Genomic DNA, 20225 nt, shown 5'->3' with positions numbered 1-20225 from the left:
TCTACTTCAGCTTGACGCCGACGACGCGGATCAGGCCGTCGGGCATCTGCTTGTAGCCGTCGATCTTGTCGCTCAGCGCCATCAGCACGCGGCGATGGTAGAGGTACTTGATCGAGCCGTCCGCCAGGTACTTCTTGGCGATGTTCTCGTAGATCTTCTTGCGCTCGGCGGGATCGCTCTTGATGCGCGCCTGCTTGTGCCACTCGTCGACGTCCTTGTCGCAGTAGCCCGAGTTGTTCTGCGGCGAGCCGCAGGCCTGGAAGGAAAAGGAGTTGCCGTCGGGATCGCTGCGGCCCGACCAGCCGATCAGGTACAGCTCGTAGTCGCCATCTTCGGCCGCCTTCAGCGAGGTCGCGAACTCGGTGACCCTGATCTTCAGGTCGAAGCCGGCCTCGGCCACCATCGACTGCAGCACCTCGGCAACCTGACGCGTCTCGGGACTGTTGGGCACCATCATGTCGAGCGACATCCGGCCGCTCACGCCGGCCTCCTTCAGGAGCGCCTTGGCCTTGGCGAGGTCGCGCTTGGGCACCGGCAGGGACTGCTGGTAGTAGGGATTGGTCGGATTGATCCACTGGTTGCCGACCACGAACTCGCCGTTGAACACGACCTGGTTCAGCGCGTCGCGGTCGATCGAGAGCTCGAAGGCCTGGCGCACGCGCGCGTCCTTGGCGAGCGGCGAGGCGGCCTTGGGGCCGTTCGACAGGTTGATGGTGAGGCCCTGGTAGCCGAGCTCGACGGCGCTGATCAGCTTGAGCTTGGGATTGTCGCGCACTGTCTTGATGTCGGTCGCCAGCAGCCGCTCGATCATGTCGAGCCCGCCCGACCGCAGGTTGGCCAGCCGCACCGTCGAATCGACGATTGGCAGGTAGGTGATCTTGTCGATGAAGACCTGGTCCTTGTTCCAGTAGTCGGCGAACTTCTCGACCACAATGCGGTCTTGCTGGACGCGTTCGACGAACTTGTAGGGGCCGGCGCAAACCGGCTTCAGACCGAACTTGTCGCCCGCCGCCTCGGCGGCCTTGGGCGAGACCATCATGCCGGCCCGGTCGGTGAGCTGGGCGAGCAGCGGCGAAAACGGCGTCTTGAGGATGAGCTTGATGGTCGAGGGATCGACGATCTCGATGGAATTGATCGACGCGATCTCGGGCTTGCGGAACGAGCCCTTCATATTGAGGTGACGCTCGAGGCTGTACTTGGCGGCGGCCGCGTCGAAGACCTCGCCGTCATGGAACTTCACGCCCGGGCGCAGCTTGATGGTGACGGTCAGGCCATCGGGCGAAGTCTCGTGGCTCGTGGCGAGCTGCGGCACCACGTTCAGCTTCTCGTCGATGTCGAACAGCTTGTCGCAGATCGACGAGAACACGATGCGGCCGACATAGGTGCGGGCCAATGAAGGATCAAGCACGTCGGGATCCTCGGCGAGCCCGACGCGCAGGTGCGACTGGGCCACGGCGCTGCCGCCCGCGACGGCGGCGAACGCCAGCGACAGCGCGATGCGCCTCAACGTGTTTTTCATGAAGCCTCCCTTTGTTGATTATTGACGAACGCCGCCTGCAGGCGGGTCAGTCGGATGCGATCGGCGTCGCGGTTGGCCGCCTCGGCGAGCACGGCAGGCGGCGGGAATTCCGGCCAGTAGGGGCAGGCCGTGGCGTGCGCCTGGCCGTCGTCGGCCAGCGCCGGCTCGTCGCGTTTGCAGGCCTCGCGGGCGAAGGTGCAGCGCGTGTGGAAGCGGCAGCCCGAGGGCGGGTTCATCGCGCTCGGGATGTCGCCCTCGAGCAGCGTACGCTCGCGCGCCGCCGTCGGGTCGGGCAGCGGCACGGCGGCCAGCAGGGCGCGCGTGTAGGGATGGCGCGGATTGCGGAAGAGCTCGTCGGTCGTCGCCGTCTCCACGATCTTGCCGAGGTACATTACGGCGATGCGATCGGCGATGTGTTTCACGACTGCGAGATCGTGGCTGATGAAGATGTAGGCGAGCCCGAAGCGCTGCTGCAGCGAGCGCATCAGGTTGATGACCTGCGCCTGGATCGACACGTCGAGCGCCGACACCGGCTCGTCGGCCACGATCAGCTTGGGCTCGACGGCGAGCGCGCGGGCGATCGCCAGGCGCTGGCGCTGGCCGCCGGAGAATTCGTGCGGATAGCGCCGCGCGTGATCGGGTCTGAGGCCGACGAGATCGAGAAGCTCGCCGACACGGGCCTTGCGCGCGGCTTCGTTCTTCGCCAGCCCATGCAGCATCAGCGGCTCGCCCAGCATGGCGCCCACGGTCATGCGCGGATTGAGCGAGGCATAGGGGTCCTGGAAAATCACTTGCATGCGCTGGCGGCGCGCGCGCATGGCGCCGTCGGAGAGCGCCAACAGGTCCTCGCCTTCGAAGCGCACCTGGCCGGCCGACGGCTCGATCAGGCGCAGCACCAGGCGGCCGACCGTCGACTTGCCGCAGCCCGATTCGCCCACGATGGCCAGCGTCTCGCCGGCGCGAAGCTCGAAGTCGACGCCATCGACGGCGCGGACGTGGCCCGACACCAGCCCGAAGGCGCCGCGCCGCACCGGGAAGTGCTTGGCGAGACCGGCGACTTCGAGCAGCGCGCTCACGGAAGCACCTGTGCCAGCGGGGCGCGGCGGCAGCGCGTCAGATGGCCCGGCGCCACTTCCACGAGCGGCGGCGTCTCGGCGCGGCAGGCCAGCTCGACGAACGGGCAGCGGGCGGCGAAGCGGCAGCCATCGGGCGGGCGGCTCATGTCGGGCACGCGGCCCTCGATCGAGGGCAGGCGCTCGCGCTTCTCGTCGAGACGCGGGATCGAGCCCAAAAGCCCCACCGTGTAGGGGTGCTCAGGCCGGGCGAAGAGCGCGCGCACTGGCGCGCGCTCGACGATCTGGCCGGCATACATGACCGCGACGTCGTCGGCCATCTCGGCGACCACACCGAGATCGTGGGTGATCAGGATGATGGCGGTGCCGGTGTCGCGACGCAGCCCGCGCATCAGGTCGAGGATCTGCGCCTGGATGGTGACGTCGAGCGCTGTGGTCGGCTCGTCGGCGATCAGCAGCTCCGGGCCGCAGGCCAGCGCCATGGCGATCATGGCGCGCTGGCGCATGCCACCCGACAGCTTGTGCGGATAATCGTCGATGCGCTTCTCGGGCGAGGAGATGCGCACCGTGCGCAGCATTTCGATGGCGCGCGCGCGCGCGTCGGCGGCCGACAGGCCCTGATGGCGCTGGATCGCCTCGATGATCTGGTCGCCCACCGTGTAGGCGGGATTGAGCGAGGTCATCGGCTCCTGGAAGATCATGGCAAGACGCGCGCCGCGCATGTCGCGCAGGGTGTCGGCGCCCAGCGTCAGCAGGTCGCGGCCCTCGAAGCGGACCTCGCCCTTCACCATGGAATTCTCCGGCGGCAGCAGGCCCATGACGGCAAGCGACGTCACGCTCTTGCCGCAGCCTGACTCGCCCACCAGTCCCAAGGTGCGGCCGCGCTCGAGTGACAGGTCGATGCCGTCGACGGCGCGCACCGTGCCGTCGTCAGTGGCGAAGGAAACGGCGAGCTGGCGAAGTTCCAGCAGAACGCTCATTGAGGCTCCGCCGCCAGGCTCCTTTCGATGCCGGCGTCGATCGCGGCGCGATCGAAGACACCGGCTGGATTCTCGCGCGTCGGGATGAAATCGCGAAAATGCGTCCAGCGCTCGCGGCTCACGGCTTCCAGCCGCGCCAGCTCGAGCAGGGGCTCGATATGGTCATCGACGCGCAGGTCGAGCTCGGAATAGTCCTGGTTGCCGTAGATCACCAGCGCCGCCGACTGCTTGCCGCGCTTGTCGCCGCCGACTTTCTCGCCCGCCTTCATGGCGCCGATCAGGCGGCGCGGCAGGGGCGTGGAGGCGTTCTCGCGGAAGAAGCGCACCGTCTCGGAAACGACCTGCGGGCCTGCCAGCATGTTGCCCGCGACCGACATGTCCTCGCCGATCCAGTGACCGCACCACGGCACGCATTCAGCGCCGGTGTGAGCGGCGAACTTGCCGTCGGCGCCCATGACATGGAGTTGGCGGTGCTCGCGGCCGGCGTCGGGCGTGGTCAGGATGCGCACGAGGTCGGCAGCGCCGACGCCTTCACGGATCAGGCGCAGCCCGTGCGGGCCGTAGAGCGGGTTCATCAGCGCCTGGGTGCAGATCGCGCCCCTCTTCGGCTCGATATGGGGCACTCGCGCGCCGACCGCAAAGAACTTGGTGGCGACGGCGATGGCGATACGGCCGCTGCTTTTTTCGTGAAAGATGATCGACCAGGTCATACGGCAGCGCGGGCCTCCGGCCCGCTCATGATCATGATGAGGGCCAGAGGCCCGCGCTCCCAGCAATGACCCATCTCCCTCACCGCCCCGCCGCGTAGCCCTGCATGCCGCGTGGGTTGGCGGCGGCCTTGCGCCAGGGATCCTCGCGGCTGGCGGCGGTCAGGCGGCCTTCGGACCAGTCGTCGTTCATCTCGACCTCATGGCCGCGATTACGCAATTCCTGGACCGTTTCGGCGGGGATGCGACCTTCCAGCACCAGCACGCCCGGCCGGGCGGTGCGCGGCCAGAAGGAGGAGGGGAAGTGCTCGCTGTGCCAGGCCGGCGCGTCGATCGCCTCCTGCAGGTTCATGCCGCAATGGACATGGCGCAGGAACATCTGGGTGATCCACTGTTCCTGCTGGTCGCCGCCGGGCGAGCCCCACACCATGTACGGCTCGCCGTCGCGATGGGCGAGCGTAGGAGTGAGCGTCGTGCGCGGCCGCTTGCCGGGCGCCAGCGAGGAGGGCTGGCCTTCCTCGAGCCACATGATCTGGCCGCGCGTGCCGACCGGGAAGCCGAGCTCGGGCACGACCGGCGAGCCGTGCAGCCAGCCGCCGGAGGGCGTCGCCGAGACCATGTTGCCCTCCTTGTCGACGATGTCGAAATGCACGGTGTCGCCGCTCATCTGGCCCATGCGGCCGACCGTCGGTTCGCCGGCGCCGCTCGCCGCCACTGCGGCGCGCATGCCGTCCGCCTTGCGTAGCCGGATGACGCCGCCATAGCCCTCGACCTTGCCCGGCCGCTGGTCGTGCGAGGCCTTCGCCGCATCGATCAGCTTGCGCCGGTCGGCGTTGTAGGCGTCGGACAGCAGGGTCTGCATCGGCACGTCGACGAACTTCGGATCGCCGTAGAAGGCCTCGCGGTCGGCGAAGGCGAGCTTGCTCGCCTCGACCACGGTGTGGATGAAGTCGGCCGAGGTCGGATCCGCGCCGTCGAGGTTGAAGCCTTTCAGCAGCGCCAGCTTCTGCAGGGTGACCGGGCTCTGCGCCCACGGGCCTGCCTTGCACACCGTGTAGCGGCCGTAGTCATAGGTCGTCGGCTCCTCGACGGTGGCCTGCCACTTCGCCATGTCGTCGCCGCGCAACAGCCCCTTGTTGCGCTGGCCCGAGACGTCCATCAGTTCTTCGTGGGTGTAGAAGCGGTCGATCGCCTCGGCGACGAAGCCCTGGCTCCATACCTTGCGGGCGCGCTCGATCACGGCTTCGCGATTGCCGCCGCCGGCTTCGGCTTCCTTGATGATGCGGAGATAGGTGTTGCCGGCAGCCTGGTTGCGGAACAGCGTGGCGGGCTTCGGCACCTTGTTGCCCGGCAGGTAGACCGCGGCCGAGGACGGCCAGTTGTTGCGGAAGTTCTCCTGCACCGTCGCGATGGTGGCCGCGGCGCGCTCCAGCATCGGGTAGCCGCCCATGTAGTAGCCGACAGCCGGCGCCAGCACCTCGCTCAACGACATCGTGCCGTAGTCGCGCAGCATCAGCATGTAGGCGTCGAAGGTGCCGGGCACGGCAGCGGGCAGCAGCCCGGTGCCGGGAATGAGGTCGAGCCCCAGGCCCTTGAAGTGGGCGATGTCGGCCTTGGCCGGCATCACGCCCTGGCCGCACATCACCTCGGTCTTGCCCTTCTTCACCGCGTGGAAGATCAGCGGCACGTCGCCGCCCGGGCCATTGAGATGCGGCTCGACCACCTGCAGGGTGAAGGCCGTGGCGACCGCGGCATCGAAGGCATTGCCGCCGCGCTCGAGGACGCCCATGCCGACCGCCGTGGCGATCCAGTGCGTGGACGCGACCACGCCGAACGTGCCGACGATTTCGGGACGGGTGGTGAACGGATTGGGATTGATGAGTTTCACGGGCCGGCCTCCAAGGACGCTGGAAGCCGCAGACCTTAAGCCTGATGAAGCGTGCCGACCAGAGGCAGCTGTTTCGGCAGTTTCGTATCGCTACTTGCCGACGAAGGTCACAGTGTCAGTGCCGGACTTCGTAAGCGTCCCGGTGCCGCTAATGGTCCCGCTGCCCGAATAGGTGTTGGTGCCGCTGAGGGTGAGCGTTCCGCTCGACATCGAGAACGTTGCACCCGAGACCGTCGTCCCTCCGCGGACGGGCGGCGTCGGAGGTCGCGGCGGCCCCGCTACTGGGCCCGCAGGAACAGGAGCTGCCGGCGGCGGGCTCTGGCGAATTGCTGGTGCGCTTGCCAGGACTTGCGGTGCAGCGACGGGGCTGGTCACAGATTGCTGCCTGATCAGCCGGATCTGGCTCGATTGGGCGTCGTGCCGAGCCTGCTGGGCCGGGGTCGAAAGCGCCATATTGCCAACTGCCGCCGACGGTTGCCGTGGCAGGGTAGGACCAAGCGAGCCCAACCCTGCCTTCCCGATCGCTGTGTCGACCGCCGCTCCGGTGGCGCGGTTCGTCAGTGGGGCATTGGCGGGCGCGCGATCCAGTGCCCGCACATTGGCAAGCTGACCCGACGCCAGGACAGTCGGCAAAGCCGGCTGGCGGCCGGTCGGAACGTTGACCTGCGAGCCGCTGCGTGTCGCCGTCTGGGTGAGCCCGCCGGCGGTCACGCGCATGGCGCTGCCATGGAGGAAATCTGCGCTGGTCGCGCCGCTTTCGCTCACCGATACAGCTGCGATGCCGCCGCGAATGCCGACGATGCTCGACGGTGTCCGGATCTGGACATCGGCCTTCTTGCTGATGGCGCCGCCGACGAAGCGGATGATTCCCTTCTGGACCTCGAGCGTCATCGCGCCGGTCTTGCTCGCAGGGTCGTAGCTGTAGCTGTCGATCCGAAGCGCACTGTTGGGGCCGACCGTCACAGCCGAGCCATCGATGAACAACAGGTGGGCGCGGCCGTCCGGACCGGTCGTGATGTGCTGGCCGGCCTGCAAGTCCGTGCCCTGCACCGCCGAGGTCGTGCCGTCGGTAACGGAGGTCACGCCAATCCGGGCCCAGGCTGGACCGGCAAGGATTGCCGTTAACGCCATTGCGGTCGCAAAATAAGCTGCGCGCTTCACGAGAAAACTCCCCCGGCAATCGCCGCCCCGCACGCATCATAGTGTGCAAAGGAGCCTGGCTACAACCAGTCGTTCGTTGCCGGAAAGTTACGGCAATCGCATCCAGGCGGGGATTTCGGGAATGACTTCGGCGCCGCCAGCGACGAGCTTGGCACCGCTTCGCGCCGCATCGGTCTGCAACATCGCCAACGCGCGCTGTCCGACTCCGGAACGCAGCTCGCCGACCTCCTCGCCATCCTTGAGGACGGCAGCGCCGGAGGCCGGCAACGCGCCCTTGATCCTGACGGGGAACAGCCGCTTCTTGATCAAGGCGCGGTACTTGGTGCGGGCCGTCAGCTCCTGGCCCATGTAGCAGCCCTTTTGCCAGTCGACGCCGTTCAGCTCGTCGAAGCCGTTCTCCAGCAGCAGCGCCTTCTCGACCACGAGGTCGCGGCTGCCGTCGGGCACGCCCAGGCTGAGACGCAGCTCGTCATAGGACTGCAGCGGCGCCGCCGAGAAGCCGCGCGCCTGCAGCAGCGTCGCTGCCGTTCCCGCAGGTGCGATCACGCGCATGCCGAGCTCGGCAAGCCGCGGATCGACGAAGGCGATGGCGCCGTCGATTGGCAATGTCGTCACCGCGTCGGGGCCGTAGGCGACAGCGACCTCGAGCGCCGCGCTGCGATCCTCGACCGTGACCTTGGAGCGCAGCTTGTAGAGCGAAAGCTTCTTGGCGAGAGCCGGGGCACGCTCGCGCTCGGTCTCGAGCAGGAGTGTGTCGCCGCCGCCGTCGACCACGAACATGTCGTTGAGGAAGCGGCCCTGCGGCGTCAGCAACGCCGCCCAGATGGCACGGCCGGGCGCCACCTTGGTCGTGTCGTTGGAGATCAGGCCCTGCAGGAACTCGACACGGTCCGGACCGCCGATGGCGATCACGCTGCGATGCGGGCTGAGGCTGAACTGACGGATACTCATTGCCCCAAGACTTGGGTCGTCGGCGCCCGCTTGGCAAGCACCCGCGCACCGTCGCAACCTTGCCGCATCGTCCGTCGAGCAGCATAGTGGCGTGACGCTCCCCGCCGCCGCCCCCGGAAGTCGTCAATGAATCTTCTAAACACAGGGCCGTTACCAGCCCGTAAGTTCGCTGCCGGACTGTTCACGATCCGCTCCTACCTGCTGCTGCTGATCGCAGCCGTCATCGTGCCGATGATGGTGCTGGTCGCCATCCTTGCCTGGGACTACGGCACGGCCGGCCGGCGCACGATCGAGGCGCAGCGGCTCGACGCCGCCAACAACCTCAAGCACCTGATGGACCGCGAAATCCAGGCGACCACGGGCTTCCTCAACGGGCTTGCCACTTCGATCGCGCTGCATCCGTCCGATCCCCGTATCGCCGAGAGCGCCATCGCTGCCGCCCAGGCGAACGGGTTCGCCGCGCTCGTCGTGCACGATCATACCGGCCGCCAGCTCTTCGTCGCGCCGCCTGGCGTCGCCGCCGGCCTGACTGGGCCCCGTGAGCTCGGGGTCGCCGAGGTGGTCGCCACTCGCAAGCCCTTCGTGTCGGATCTCCTGGTCGACGCCGCCGAGCACAAGCCCGGCCTGTTCTTTGTGTCGGTGCCCGTGCTGGTCGATGGCCAGGTCACGCTGGTGCTGAGCGGTGGCTTGCCGCCGCAACGCCTGCAGCCCCTCCTGGCCGAGGCCGGCCTGGGCGACGGCTGGCGGGCGGCCATCGTCGACCGCGAGGGCATCATCCTGGCGCGCCGGGACCGGCCGGACCTCTATGTCGGCACCCCTGCACAGAAGCCCATGATCGAGGTCGCGCGCGGCAACCAGTCAGCCGGCCTGTTCGACGTCGTATCGCGTGACGGGGTCGAGGTGAAGAATGCCTTCGTGCGGTCGACGTTCTCCGGCTGGACCGCCGCGGTCGCCGTCGCCTCATCCGTCGTCGACGCGCCGATGCATCGTACGGCACTCACCATGGCGGCCGTCGGCCTCGCTCTCGCCCTGGTGAGCCTGCTGCTGGGCTCGTTGGTCGCGGGCCGCATCTCGCGCGCCGTGCAACAGCTCGGCGTGGCCTCGGCTGCATTTGCCAGCGGCTATCCTGTGCCGTTGCCGACCAGCAAGCTGACCGAGCTGCGGGACGTGGCGCAAGCCATGCAGGTGTCGGCCGAACGCGCCAAGCGGCGCGAAGCCAGGGCGCGCGAGGCGCAGCCCCAGCTCTAGCAGCTGCAGCTCAGTCGAATACGCCGCGCCGCTGCAGCGCTTCGACGATGCGATCGACTTCCTCGTCGATCGTCATCTCGAGGGTGTGCAGATGGAGGTCGGGTGCCTCGGGCGCCTCGTAGGCCGAGTCGATGCCCGTGAAGTTCCGGAGCTCGCCGACGCGCGCCTTGTGATAGAGGCCCTTGGGATCGCGGCGCTCGCACTCGGCGATCGGCGTGTCGACGAAGATCTCGAGGAACGCATCGTCGGCCAGCCGCTCGCGCGCCAGTCGCCGCTCGGCGCGGAACGGCGAGATGAACGACACCAGCACGATCAGGCCGGCATCGGCCATCAGGCGGGCAGTCTCGATCACGCGCCGCACGTTCTCGACCCGGTCGGCATCGGTGAAGCCCAGGTCGCGGTTGAGGCCGTGGCGGACATTGTCGCCGTCCAGCAGGTAGGTGTGGCGGCCGAGCGCCGTCAGCCGGCGTTCGACGCCGTCGGCGATCGTCGATTTGCCCGAGCCGGAGAGGCCGGTGAACCACAGGATCGCCGGACGATGGCCCTTGATCGCCGTGCGCGCCTTCTTGTCGACGGTGAAGTCCTGCCAGGCAATGTTGGCGGCGCGCCGCAACGGGAAGCGGATCATGCCGGCGCCGACGGTGGCGTTGGTCAGCCGGTCGATCAGGATGAAGCCGCCGGTCTCGCGGTTGTCGTCGTAGGTGTCGAAGGGCAGCGCCCGGTCGAGGGAGAGGTTGGCGAGGCCGATGTCGTTCGGCGCGAGCTGCTTGGCCGGGCGTTGCGATCCGCTGGCGATGTCGAGCCGGTGCTTCAGCTCGCTCACCGTCGCCGCCGTCGTCGCCGTGCCGAGCCGCAGCAGATAGGGCCGCCCCGGCAGCATCGGCGCATCGCCGAGCCACACGATGTGCGCCGCGAACTGGTCGCTGAGATGCGGCGGCGCGCCGGCGGCCGCGATGACGTCGCCGCGGCCGACATCGACCTCCGGCTCGAGCGTTAGCGTGACGGCCTGGCCCGCCAGCGCGCGCTCGAGGTCGCCCTCGTAGGTGACGATGCGGGCCACGCGCGCCCGCACGCCCGACGGCAGGACGACGACCTCGTCGCCCGGACGCACGCTGCCGCCCAGCACCGTGCCGGCATAGCCGCGGAAGCCGTCGGTGCGGTTGATCCACTGCACGGCGAGCCGGAATGGTTGATCCTCGACCGGCGCGGCCGGGACGATCTCGAGATGGTCGAGCAGCGTCGGTCCGCGATACCACGGCATCGCCGCGCTCGGCCTTATGACATTGTCGCCGCGCAGCGCACAGACCGGGATGGCCGTCACGTCGCGGAGGCCGAGCTGGCCCGCCATCGCCGCGTAGCCCTCGACGATCGCGGCAAAGCAGTCTTCGCGATAACCGACCAGGTCCATCTTGTTGACCGCGAGCACGATGCGGCGGATGCCCATCAGCGCGACAATGGCGCTGTGCCGAAGGGTCTGCGGTAGCAGGCCCTTCGTCGCGTCGACCAGGATGACCGCGAGATCGGCGGTCGAGGCGCCCGTCGCCATGTTGCGCGTGTATTGCTCGTGGCCCGGCGTGTCGGCGACGATGAAGCGGCGCCGCGGCGTCGAGAAGTAGCGGTAGCCGACGTCGATGGTGATGCCCTGCTCGCGTTCCGCCTGGAGGCCGTCGATCAGGCCCGCGAGATCGGCGGCGGCCGCGCGACGATCGTCGGGCACGACATCGGCGTCGACCAGCAGCCGGCCGATCAACGTGCTCTTGCCGTCGTCCACGCTGCCGCAGGCGATGAAGCGCAGCAGGCCTCGATCGGTGCCGCCGTCCATCAGAAGTAGCCCTCGACTTTCTTGCGCTCCATCGAGGACTCGCCGTGGTCGATGGCGCGCCCCTGGCGCTCGGAGGTACGTGAGCGGGCAAGCTCCTCGATGATGGCGGGGACGGTGGCGGCGCGCGATTCGACGGCGCCGGTCAGCGGATAGCAGCCGAGCGTGCGGAAGCGCACCCAGCGCAGCTCGGGCGTCTCCTTGGGCTGGAGCGTGAGCCGCTCGTCGTCGCGCAGGATCAGCATGCCGTTGCGTCGGACGACCATGCGGCCGGCCGCGAAATAGAGCGGCACGACGGGAATGCTCTCGCGCGCGATATAGGTCCAGATGTCGAGCTCGGTCCAGTTCGACAAGGGAAAGACGCGGATGCTCTCGCCCGGATTGAGACGGCCGTTGTAGAGGTGCCAGAGCTCGGGCCGTTGGCCGCGGGGATCCCAGCGATGGCTGGCGCTGCGCAGCGAGAAGATCCGCTCCTTGGCGCGCGACGGCTCCTCGTCGCGGCGCGCCCCGCCGATCGCGGCATCGAAGCCATGGAGATCGAGCGCCTGCTTCAGCGCGGCGGTCTTCATGATGTCGGTGTGGACCGCCGCGCCATGGCTGAACGGGCCGATGCCACGCGCCATCCCCTCGCGATTGACGTGGACCAGCAACGGCAGGCCGAGCTCCGTCATGCGCCGATCGCGGAAGGCGATCATCTCGCGGAACTTCCAGGTCGTGTCGACATGCAGCAGCGCGAACGGCGGCTTGGCCGGGTGGAAGGCCTTGATCGCGAGATGAAGCAGGACCGAGGAGTCCTTGCCGATCGAATAGAGGATGACCGGCTTGGCGAACATCGCGGCCGCCTCGCGCAAGGCATGGATGGCCTCGGCTTCAAGCGCCTGCAGGTGGGGATTGGAGACTGGCAAGTGGGCTGCTCTTCCAGTGTGCACGAGGAGGACTGTCGGCTAGGCGGCGGTGGCGGCTTGCTTGGCGAGCGGCCATTCGAACAGGCCGATGTCGAGCCCCAGCCGGTCCAGGAACGCGATCGCCTCGGTGCGGGTCCTGTCGTCGAGGCGAACGTCGGGGCGGCCCGGGCTGACCTGGCTGATGTGGCTGCCGCGAGCGATGCGCGTGCCGTCGAGCGAGCGGCCGAGCTCCCTTTCGATCGCCTTCATATGCTCGCTCCGCGCCAGCCACACCGCATCGGCCAGCGCGGGCCACATGCGCGGCGCTCCCGAGAGGTGGTCGAGGATGAGGGCCAGGACATCGACCGGCCGGGCCATCAGCCGTTCGTAGGGCACCAACCGCACCTGCGTCGGATAGCGCTCGGCCAGGGCCTGGAACGAGATGAACTGCTTGGCGTACGACGGCAGCGCGCTGTCGAGCAGGTACTGGCGCAGCGTCACGGCGGCCAGCGGCCGGCCGTTGACCGAGTTGTACGTCGCATCCTTGTGGTTTTGGCTGTAGCGGAAGTACGATACCGCTTGGTCGAGCGGATTGCGGTAGACGAGGACGATCGGCCGGCTGCGACCGCGACTGGCGGAACGCTCGAGGGCGCGCACGTGGACCGGTGTATAGCGGTGGGTCGCGAGGTCGATCGGCGTGTAGTGGTAGTTCATGCCCTCGTGGAAGTAGTCGTAGCCCGGCACATGGAAGGGCGTTCTGGCCCACCAGTTTACATCAGCCGGGGTGAAGCCGGGGCATACCGTGTGGCCGATGAACAAACGGTCGTCCGGCAGGGTGCCGTGGACATTGAAGAGCGGGCCGCCGCGGAAACTCTCGAAATCGAAGGGCGGGCCCGATGGATCGCCAAAGGTCCGCTGGGTCAGGCGATCGTCGATCCGCCCGCCGCGGTCGAGATGGCAAAGGAAGGAGATTGCATAACGAAGGAACCAGGTCCCCGAGCGGGGGACCGTCGACAAGATGGGCAGGCTGGAAACGCGGAACATAGAGCCTACTACGTTAGGGATGCCCACTGCCGTCCCCGTGCGTTTGCAATTTGATTGTCAAAGTGCGGCAGTTTTTTGTTGATAGTCTTCAAGGGAGTTACGGGTCTGCTATGCAACCGTGCATGAGGAAGGTTGGTCCGCCTCTTGCCGCAGTTGACAGCTTGCACTCAGTCGCGAGAACCCTGCAGGCTTGCTAGAAGGGCCACCGGATTCAGTCGCTGGGAGTTTTCATGTCATTGCGCGCGCTCGTCCTGAGCCAAGGTGCCGACCGCAAGGTGAGCGGCGCCATCGAAACCCTGCCTGTGGACAGGCTGCCGGCTGGTGACGTCACGGTCGCGGTCGACTATTCGACGCTGAACTACAAGGACGGGCTGGTCCTGACCACGGGCGGCGGCCTGGTGAAGACTTGGCCCCATGTCGGCGGCATCGACTTCAGCGGGACTGTTGAAACATCCGATACACCAGCCTTCAGGCCGGGTGACAAGGTCGTGCTGAACGGCTGGCGGGTCGGCGAATTGCATTGGGGCGGCTACGCCACCAAAGCCCGGGTCAAGGCCGACTGGCTGGTCAAGCTGCCGGCCTCGATCTCGACCCGGCGCGCCATGGCAATCGGCACGGCGGGCTACACCTCGATGCTCTGCGTCATGGCGCTGGAGAAGCACGGCATCAAGCCGGCGGCGGGCGAGATCCTGGTCACCGGTGCGGCGGGCGGGGTCGGCTCGGTCGCGGTCGCGATCCTGGCCAAGCTCGGCTTCACCGTGGTCGCCGCCACCGGCCGGCCGCAGGAGGGCGATTATCTGAAGGCGCTGGGCGCCGCGACCATCATCGACCGCAAGGAGCTGACCGAGGCGCCCGACCGGCCGCTCCTGTCGGAGCGCTTCGCCGGTGTGCTCGACACGGTGTCCGGCGTGATGTTCGCGCGGGCGCTGGCCCAGGTGAAGTACGGCGGCGCGGCCGCGGTGTGCGGTCTGGCCGGTGGGCCGGCATTTCCCGGCTCGATCCTGCCCTTCATCCTGCGCGGCGTTTCCGTCTACGGCATCGATTCGGTGATGCTGCCCAAGGCGCCGCGCGAGGAGGCGTGGCGCCGGCTCGGCACTGACCTGCCGCTCGACAAGCTCGACAGCATGGTGAACGAAGCCGGCCTTTCCGATCTGATGGCGCTTGCGCCCAGGATCCTCAAAGGCGAGGTGCGCGGCCGCGTCGTGGTAGACGTCGCCCGCTAGTCCGAGCGATCCCATTGCCGGCTAGGCGCGGTAGGGATCCGATGCTAGCCTTTTCCACAAATCAAGAAAGTGTCCGTCGGCTGGTGGCCGCCGGAACGCGCCCGCGACGGCGCAAGAGGTGGAGGAAAAGATGGCAATGCGAATCCTGGCGCGTGCTGCGGGCGTTGCGTTGTTGGCGTGCGTTGCGTTGGCGGGCCCGGCAACGGCGCAGGGCACCATCAAGATCGCCTATACGGACCCGCTGTCGGGTCCGTTTGCACAAGTGGGCGACGCCAACCTGAAGCAGATGCAGTACATCCTCGACTACATCAACTCGAAGGGCGGCGCCCTCGGCAAGAAATTCGAGTTGGTGCCGTTCGACAACAAGTCGCAGCCGTCGGATGCGCTGATCGCGCTCAAGAGTGCGACTGACCAGAACATTCCTTTCATCATGCAGTGCAGTGGCTCGAACATCGCCGCCGCCCTGATCGAGGCGGTCGACAAGCACAACAGCCGCAACCCCGAGAGCCGCATCATCTACGTCAACTGCGGCGCGGTGGCGACCGAGCTGACCAACGAGAAGTGCAGCTTCTGGCACTTCCGCTTCGACGCCCATGTCGCGATGAAGGCCGAGGTCATGGCGCGCGCCCTGCCCAAGGAAGTCACCAAGGTCTACCTGCTGAACCAGGACTACCTGTTCGGCCAGTCGGTGCAGCGCGACGTCAAGGCCTTCCTCGCCAAGCTCAGGCCGGACGTGCAGGTGGTGGGCGACGAGCTGATCCCGCTCGGCAAGATCAAGGACTTCGCGCCCTACATCACCAAGATCAAGGCGTCCGGCGCACAGGTGCTGATCACCGGCAACTGGGGTCCGGACATGAACCTGTTGATCAAGGCCGGCATCGATTCCGGCATCGACCTGCGCTACTATACGTTGTACGCCCACATCGCCGGCGGCGCCGTGGCGATCGGACCGGGCGGCGACGGCAAGGTCCGCTCGGTGATGTCGTTCAACGAGAACGTCGCGCCGGAGATCGGCAACAAGGAAGCCGAGGAGTGGACCAAGGCGTTCCGCGACAAGTATCCGTTCGACTTCTATGCCGCGGGCTTCCGCACCATCTTCGAGTATCTGCAGGAGGCCACCAACAAGGCGGGTTCGGCCGATCCGTTGAAGATCGCGCTCGCCCTCGAAGGCCTCAAGCACAAGGACTTCCTCGGCTACGAGACGGTGATGCGCAAGGACGATCACCAGCTGATCAGCGAGTATTTCGTCGGCACCTTCAAGAAGGGCGTGAAGTACGATTCGGAAAAGACCGGGCTGGGCTGGGCGACCGAGGCCACCATCCTCGCCAAGGACCTCGAGCAGCCGACCAGCTGCAAGATGACGCGGCCCGCCAAGTAGGCCTGCCGCACCCGCCGCCGGCCCCGCCGATTTCGGACGGGCCGTCGGCGGACCGGCATCTCGATCGGGCGCACCCATGGAAGTCTTTCTCGTCTCGCTGCTGAACGGCCTGGTCTACGGCATGCTGCTGTTCATGCTGGCGAGCGGGCTCACGCTGATCCTCAGCATGATGGGCGTGCTCAACTTCGCCCATGCCAGCGCCTACATGCTGGGCGCCTATTTCGCCTTCACCATCAGCCAGTACATCGGCTTCTGGCCGGCGCTGGTGCTGGCGCCGCTGCTGTGCGGGACGATCGGCGCGGCCATCGAGATGTACGGCCTGCGCCGCGTCCATCGCAACGGCCACATCGCCGAGCTGCTGTTCACCTTCGGCCTCGCCCTTATCATCGAGAAGGTGGTGCAGATGACGTGGGGCCTGATCCCCGTGCCCTACCGCATCCCGGCCGGCCTCGACTTCCCGCTGTTCACGGTCTACGGCACGCAATTCCCGGCCTACCGCGCCTTCATGCTGCTGATCTCCGCCCTGATGTTTGGCGCGATCTGGCTCGGACTGACGCGTACGCGCATCGGCCTGGTCATCCAGGCGGCGCTGCATCATCCCGAGATGGTCGGCGCGCTCGGCCACAACGTGCCGCGGGTCTTCACCACCGTCTTCGCTGCCGGCACCGCGCTGGCCGGCCTGGCCGGCGTGATCGGCGGCAACTACCATGTCACCGAGCCCGCGATGGCCTTCACCATGGGACCCATCGTGTTCGTGGTCGTGGTGTTCGGTGGCCTGGGCTCGCTCACCGGCTGCTTCATCGCCTCGCTGCTGATGGGGCTGATCCAGACCTTCGCCGTGGTGCTCGACTATTCGGTGGCCGACCTCCTGAAATGGTTCGGCTTCACCGTGACCAGCGCCACGCCCTTCCATGAGGTTCTGACGGTGCCGTTGCCGCGCATCGGCGCCCTGCTGCCCTACGTGCTGCTGGTCCTCATCCTGGTCTTCAGGCCGCGCGGCCTGATGGGGACACGCGACACATGAGCGCCGACGCCACCCAACGCGCGCCCCAAGGCCGTACGCTCTCCGCCGCGCCAGGGTCCGCCGGCCTGGCACGACGCGCCTGGCCGTGGCTGGTGGCGATCGTCGCGGCGCTGCTGCTGCCGTGGCTGTTCTTCGACTGGTCGACCCACCGCCATTCCGGCTTCGCCCTCACCATGCTGAGCGAGATCGGCCTGATGGCGATCTTCGCGCTCTCCTTCAACATGCAGATGGGGCAGGCGGGCCTCCTGTCGTTCGGTCATGCCATCCTGTTCGGGCTGGGCGGCTACTGCGCGGCGCACACCATGAACGCCGTCAAGGCCGGCGCGATGTGGCTGCCTGTCGAGCTGGTGCCGCTGGTGGGTGGCCTGGGCGGGCTGCTCTTCGGCGTGCTGTTCGGCTATGTCGCCACCAAGCAGCGCGCCACCGCCTTCGCCATGATCACCATGGGGCTGGGCGAGCTGGTGGCAGCCTGCGCCCTGATGTTCATGGGCTTCTTCGGCGGCGAGGGCGGCATCAGCACTGACCGCGTGATCGGCATCAGCCTGTTCGGCGTGTCCTACAGCTCGTCGTGGCAGGTCTATTGCCTGGTCGTCGCCTGGACCGCGATCGCCGTGCTGCTGATGCGACTGCAGACCCAGACGCCGCTCGGGCGCATGGCCAACGCCACGCGTGACAATTTCGAGCGCGCCCAGTTCGTCGGCTACGACCCGCGGATGGTCCGCTTCTGCCAGTTCGCGCTCAGCGGCTTCTTCGCCGGCATCGGCGGCGGCCTGTACGCCATCGTCTACGAGATCGTGACCTTCGACACGGTGGCCGCAGCCAAGTCGGCTACCGCGCTGCTGGCGGCCTATATCGGCGGCGCCGGCGGCTTCTTCGGGCCATTCCTGGGCACCATCGTCGTCGTCCTGCTGCAGAGTGGCGTCAGCCTGCTGAGCAACGCCTGGCTGCTCTATGTCGGCGTGCTGTTCATCGTCATGGTGATGTATGCGCCGGGCGGCCTGGTCGGCATCATCGCCCAGCACGCGCCGATCGCGCGCGCCGGGCGGCTGCGCGAGCTCATCGTGCCTTATGTCCGCATCCTGCTGCCCGGGGCGTTCAGCGTCTTCGGATTCGTCCTGCTGGTCGAGCTGGCGTCGTTCACCACGATCGGCGCCGCCCAGGGCAAGGCCTTCAAGATCGGACCCCAGGCCGTCGATCCCGCAACCGCCTTCCCCTGGCTGCTCGGCGCGGCCGCCCTGATCGGCGGTGGCCTGTGGCTGCGCCTCGAGGCGCGCGGGTTCCGCGCCCGCTGGGACGCCCTGATGGCGGACGCAAAGGCCAAGGGGGTGATGCTGTGAGCAACGCCATTTCCCTGCGCGGCGTGACCAAGAGCTTCGGCCGCACCGAGATCATCCGCGGCGTCGATCTCGACATTCCACATGGCCAGCGCCATGCCATGATCGGGCCCAACGGCGCCGGCAAGACCACGCTGTTCAACCTGATCAGCGGGCGGTTTTCCCTGACCTCCGGCACGATCGAGCTGAACGGCCGGTCGATCGACGGGCTGGCGCCGCACGAGATCAACCGGCTGGGGCTGTCGCGCAGCTTCCAGATCACCTCGATCTTCCCGCGCCTCACGGTCTTCGAGAATATCCGCTGCGGGCTACTGTGGGCGCGCGGCTACCGCTACTCCTTCTGGCACCTGTTGGGCGGCCAGCGCGCGCTCAACGAGGAGGCCGACCGGCTGATCGAGCGGCTGAACCTTGAGGACCGCCGCAACGTGCCGGCCGGCCTGTTGTCCTATGCCGAGCAGCGTGCGCTCGAGGTCGGCATTACGGTGGCCGGCGGCGCCGAGATCATCCTGCTCGACGAGCCGACCGCCGGCATGAGCCACAGCGAGACCGAATATGCCGTGGCGCTGATCCGCGCCGTGACGGAAGGCAAGACCCTGCTGATCGTCGAGCACGACATGAGCGTCGTGTTCGGCTTGGCCGACGTCATCACGGTGCTGGTCTATGGCGAGGTCATCGCCAGCGACGTACCGGCCAGGATCCGCGGCGACAAGGCCGTCCAGGAAGCCTATCTCGGCACCGAGGCCGCGTGATGCTCGAAGTCAGCGGATTGCACGCCTACTACGGCAAGAGCCACATCCTGCAGGGTGTCGACCTCGCGATCGGTGAGGGCGAGATCGTGAGCCTGCTGGGGCGCAACGGCGTCGGGCGCTCGACCACCTGCAAGGCAATCATGGGTCTGGTCCGGCCGGAGGGTGACGTGCGCTTCAAGGGGCGGCCAATCGCCGGGTTGCGGTCCGACCAGATCGCCCATGCCGGGCTGGGCTACGTTCCGGAGGATCGCCAGATCTTCGCCGGCCTGACGGTGAAGCAGAATCTCGAGCTCGGTTTGAAGCGCGCCGGCAAGTTCGGGCGCTGGACCTTCGACGACATGTTCCGCCTGTTCCCCAACCTCGGCGAGCGCCAGGACAACCAGGCCGGCGTCCTGTCGGGCGGCGAGCAGCAGATGCTCACCATGTGCCGCACGTTGATGGGCGACCCCGACCTGGTCATCATCGACGAGCCGACCGAAGGCCTGGCGCCCAAGCTGGTCGAGCAGGTCGCCCGCCTGCTCGACGAGATCGCCCGCCGCGGCATTTCCATCCTGCTGGTCGAGCAGAAACTGACGATCGCGCTGAAGATATCAAAGCGGCTGTACGTCATGGGCCATGGCCGCATCGTCTTCGAAGGCACGCCCGCCGAGCTCGGCGCCGACGCCGCCGTCCGCAAGGAATGGCTCGAAGTCTGACGCTGCGACAAAAGTGGCGCGCTTGGCCAGGTGAAGTACGGCGGCGCGGCCGCGGTGTGCGGCCTGGCCGTTTCGCGCTGACTACGCCTTGAACGGGCAGATCGACGGCGATTGCGAACCGGCGGACGCAGATTTTACGACGCTATCGTTGGACAGGTGATCACGACGAGAACTTGGCCCGGATAGCGTCTCGCATAGTCGGGTGGCTGCGGTTTGTTGTTGACGGTGTGGCGGCATACGAACGAGGCCGGCATCGCGTACTCGCATCGGATAACGGCTTCCACCGGCTTGCATGACATGCCGTGCTCGGCCGTGCTCGGAGAAGTACGCAACGGCGGTGGCGTTAGGGGCGGCATTCAGGCGTTTGCGCAGGTCGCCGATCAGCAACGCCGTGTCGAGTTGCCCGTTGCGCTCCACGGAAAGGGTTTCGCCGGTCTTCGGGTCGCGGCGCGCCACCCTCGGCAGCCACTTCCAGAAGAACTCGTCCGGCGGGCGGTAGTACGAGGCATCGTCGGCGACGACGGGACTGACGTAGTAGCTCTGCACAG

The 20225-nt window shown here is 67.4% G+C and carries 18 protein-coding genes; 7 read left to right on the top strand and 11 right to left on the bottom strand.

The features are described from left to right. Position 1 precedes the first annotated feature (1 nt). From RSO01_RS15515 to ygfZ, 7 genes are all read right to left on the bottom strand, one after another. Positions 2 to 1519 carry an ABC transporter substrate-binding protein gene (locus tag RSO01_RS15515; RefSeq protein WP_147150025.1) on the bottom strand — a complete coding sequence of 506 codons (1518 nt, stop codon included), beginning with the start codon at positions 1517 to 1519 and terminating at the stop codon, positions 2 to 4. Further along, entirely contained in the window at positions 1516 to 2595 is a 1080-nt protein-coding gene (locus tag RSO01_RS15510) for an ABC transporter ATP-binding protein (protein WP_147150024.1), read from the bottom strand. Before RSO01_RS15510 ends, RSO01_RS15515 begins: the two co-directional genes overlap by 4 nt. Beyond that, positions 2592 to 3572 (bottom strand): ABC transporter ATP-binding protein, encoded by a 981-nt coding sequence (locus RSO01_RS15505; protein WP_147150023.1) that lies wholly within the window; start codon positions 3570 to 3572, stop codon positions 2592 to 2594. The genes RSO01_RS15510 and RSO01_RS15505 overlap by 4 nt, the downstream gene beginning before the upstream one ends. Further along, the gene (locus RSO01_RS15500) at positions 3569 to 4282 is read right to left on the bottom strand and encodes a DUF1028 domain-containing protein (protein WP_147150022.1); all 714 of its coding nucleotides are present in this window, start codon (positions 4280 to 4282) and stop codon (positions 3569 to 3571) included. The genes RSO01_RS15505 and RSO01_RS15500 overlap by 4 nt, the downstream gene beginning before the upstream one ends. Positions 4283 to 4361: 79 nt before the next feature. Beyond that, positions 4362 to 6167, bottom strand: coding sequence for a gamma-glutamyltransferase family protein (locus RSO01_RS15495; RefSeq protein ID WP_147150021.1), 1806 nt, complete (start codon positions 6165 to 6167; stop codon positions 4362 to 4364). Between the two features lie 90 nt (positions 6168 to 6257). Then, a complete protein-coding gene (locus RSO01_RS15490) occupies positions 6258 to 7361 on the bottom strand; it encodes a FecR domain-containing protein (RefSeq protein WP_147150020.1) in 1104 nt (367 codons plus the stop codon). 54 nt (positions 7362 to 7415) lie between these two features. Beyond that, positions 7416 to 8279 carry a CAF17-like 4Fe-4S cluster assembly/insertion protein YgfZ gene (gene ygfZ / locus RSO01_RS15485; protein ID WP_147150019.1) on the bottom strand — a complete coding sequence of 288 codons (864 nt, stop codon included), beginning with the start codon at positions 8277 to 8279 and terminating at the stop codon, positions 7416 to 7418. Between the two features lie 126 nt (positions 8280 to 8405). Here ygfZ and RSO01_RS15480 point away from each other — a divergent pair, with 126 nt between their 5' ends. After that, on the top strand, positions 8406 to 9527 hold the full coding sequence (locus RSO01_RS15480) for a cache domain-containing protein (protein ID WP_147150018.1): 1122 nt from the start codon (positions 8406 to 8408) through the stop codon (positions 9525 to 9527). Between the two features lie 10 nt (positions 9528 to 9537). On the opposite strand, the gene cysC is transcribed toward RSO01_RS15480, so the two are convergent. Genes cysC through RSO01_RS15465 form a run of 3 tightly spaced genes read right to left on the bottom strand, consistent with a single transcriptional unit; the run spans position 9538 to position 13247 of the window. Further along, positions 9538 to 11349, bottom strand: a complete 1812-nt coding sequence (gene cysC / locus RSO01_RS15475; protein ID WP_147150017.1) for an adenylyl-sulfate kinase — start codon at positions 11347 to 11349, stop codon at positions 9538 to 9540. Further along, a complete protein-coding gene (gene cysD / locus RSO01_RS15470) occupies positions 11349 to 12275 on the bottom strand; it encodes a sulfate adenylyltransferase subunit CysD (RefSeq protein WP_147150016.1) in 927 nt (308 codons plus the stop codon). Before cysD ends, cysC begins: the two co-directional genes overlap by 1 nt. Before the next feature lie 15 nt (positions 12276 to 12290). Further along, positions 12291 to 13247, bottom strand: coding sequence for a sulfotransferase domain-containing protein (locus RSO01_RS15465; protein WP_170303087.1), 957 nt, complete (start codon positions 13245 to 13247; stop codon positions 12291 to 12293). Between the two features lie 257 nt (positions 13248 to 13504). Here RSO01_RS15465 and RSO01_RS15460 point away from each other — a divergent pair, with 257 nt between their 5' ends. From RSO01_RS15460 to RSO01_RS15435, 6 genes are all read left to right on the top strand, one after another. Then, positions 13505 to 14497 carry an MDR family oxidoreductase gene (locus tag RSO01_RS15460; protein WP_147150014.1) on the top strand — a complete coding sequence of 331 codons (993 nt, stop codon included), beginning with the start codon at positions 13505 to 13507 and terminating at the stop codon, positions 14495 to 14497. Positions 14498 to 14627: 130 nt separating this feature from the next. After that, the gene (locus tag RSO01_RS15455) at positions 14628 to 15875 is read left to right on the top strand and encodes a branched-chain amino acid ABC transporter substrate-binding protein (protein WP_147150013.1); all 1248 of its coding nucleotides are present in this window, start codon (positions 14628 to 14630) and stop codon (positions 15873 to 15875) included. A 76-nt stretch (positions 15876 to 15951) separates the two neighbouring features. Further along, positions 15952 to 16899, top strand: coding sequence for a branched-chain amino acid ABC transporter permease (locus RSO01_RS15450; RefSeq protein ID WP_147150012.1), 948 nt, complete (start codon positions 15952 to 15954; stop codon positions 16897 to 16899). Then, entirely contained in the window at positions 16896 to 18236 is a 1341-nt protein-coding gene (locus RSO01_RS15445) for a branched-chain amino acid ABC transporter permease (RefSeq protein ID WP_147150011.1), read from the top strand. Before RSO01_RS15450 ends, RSO01_RS15445 begins: the two co-directional genes overlap by 4 nt. Then, positions 18233 to 18982 carry an ABC transporter ATP-binding protein gene (locus RSO01_RS15440; protein ID WP_147150010.1) on the top strand — a complete coding sequence of 250 codons (750 nt, stop codon included), beginning with the start codon at positions 18233 to 18235 and terminating at the stop codon, positions 18980 to 18982. The genes RSO01_RS15445 and RSO01_RS15440 overlap by 4 nt, the downstream gene beginning before the upstream one ends. Further along, on the top strand, positions 18982 to 19677 hold the full coding sequence (locus RSO01_RS15435; RefSeq protein ID WP_147150009.1) for an ABC transporter ATP-binding protein: 696 nt from the start codon (positions 18982 to 18984) through the stop codon (positions 19675 to 19677). The genes RSO01_RS15440 and RSO01_RS15435 overlap by 1 nt, the downstream gene beginning before the upstream one ends. Positions 19678 to 19758: 81 nt before the next feature. On the opposite strand, the gene RSO01_RS47260 is transcribed toward RSO01_RS15435, so the two are convergent. Then, on the bottom strand, positions 19759 to 20225 hold a 467-nt coding region (locus RSO01_RS47260; RefSeq protein WP_170303086.1), incomplete at its 5' end, for a hypothetical protein.

Source organism: Reyranella soli (genome assembly GCF_007992495.1).
Taxonomy (GTDB): Bacteria; Pseudomonadota; Alphaproteobacteria; order Reyranellales; family Reyranellaceae; genus Reyranella; species Reyranella soli.
The sequence above is the reverse complement of the archived record's forward strand: the minus strand, read 5'-3'. Positions and strand labels throughout refer to the sequence as shown.

What these genes read in the sequence shown, in the direction of transcription:
- RSO01_RS15445 (WP_147150011.1), top strand. Translation starts at nt 16,896, where the DNA reads ATGAGCGCCGACGCCACCCAACGCGCGCCCCAAGGCCGTACGCTCTCC.
- RSO01_RS15435 (WP_147150009.1), top strand. Translation starts at nt 18,982, where the DNA reads ATGCTCGAAGTCAGCGGATTGCACGCCTACTACGGCAAGAGCCACATC.
- ygfZ (WP_147150019.1), bottom strand. Translation starts at nt 8,279, where the DNA reads ATGAGTATCCGTCAGTTCAGCCTCAGCCCGCATCGCAGCGTGATCGCC.
- RSO01_RS15480 (WP_147150018.1), top strand. Translation starts at nt 8,406, where the DNA reads ATGAATCTTCTAAACACAGGGCCGTTACCAGCCCGTAAGTTCGCTGCC.
- cysC (WP_147150017.1), bottom strand. Translation starts at nt 11,349, where the DNA reads ATGGACGGCGGCACCGATCGAGGCCTGCTGCGCTTCATCGCCTGCGGC.
- RSO01_RS15450 (WP_147150012.1), top strand. Translation starts at nt 15,952, where the DNA reads ATGGAAGTCTTTCTCGTCTCGCTGCTGAACGGCCTGGTCTACGGCATG.
- RSO01_RS15505 (WP_147150023.1), bottom strand. Translation starts at nt 3,572, where the DNA reads ATGAGCGTTCTGCTGGAACTTCGCCAGCTCGCCGTTTCCTTCGCCACT.
- RSO01_RS15455 (WP_147150013.1), top strand. Translation starts at nt 14,628, where the DNA reads ATGGCAATGCGAATCCTGGCGCGTGCTGCGGGCGTTGCGTTGTTGGCG.
- RSO01_RS15460 (WP_147150014.1), top strand. Translation starts at nt 13,505, where the DNA reads ATGTCATTGCGCGCGCTCGTCCTGAGCCAAGGTGCCGACCGCAAGGTG.
- RSO01_RS15515 (WP_147150025.1), bottom strand. Translation starts at nt 1,519, where the DNA reads ATGAAAAACACGTTGAGGCGCATCGCGCTGTCGCTGGCGTTCGCCGCC.
- RSO01_RS15500 (WP_147150022.1), bottom strand. Translation starts at nt 4,282, where the DNA reads ATGACCTGGTCGATCATCTTTCACGAAAAAAGCAGCGGCCGTATCGCC.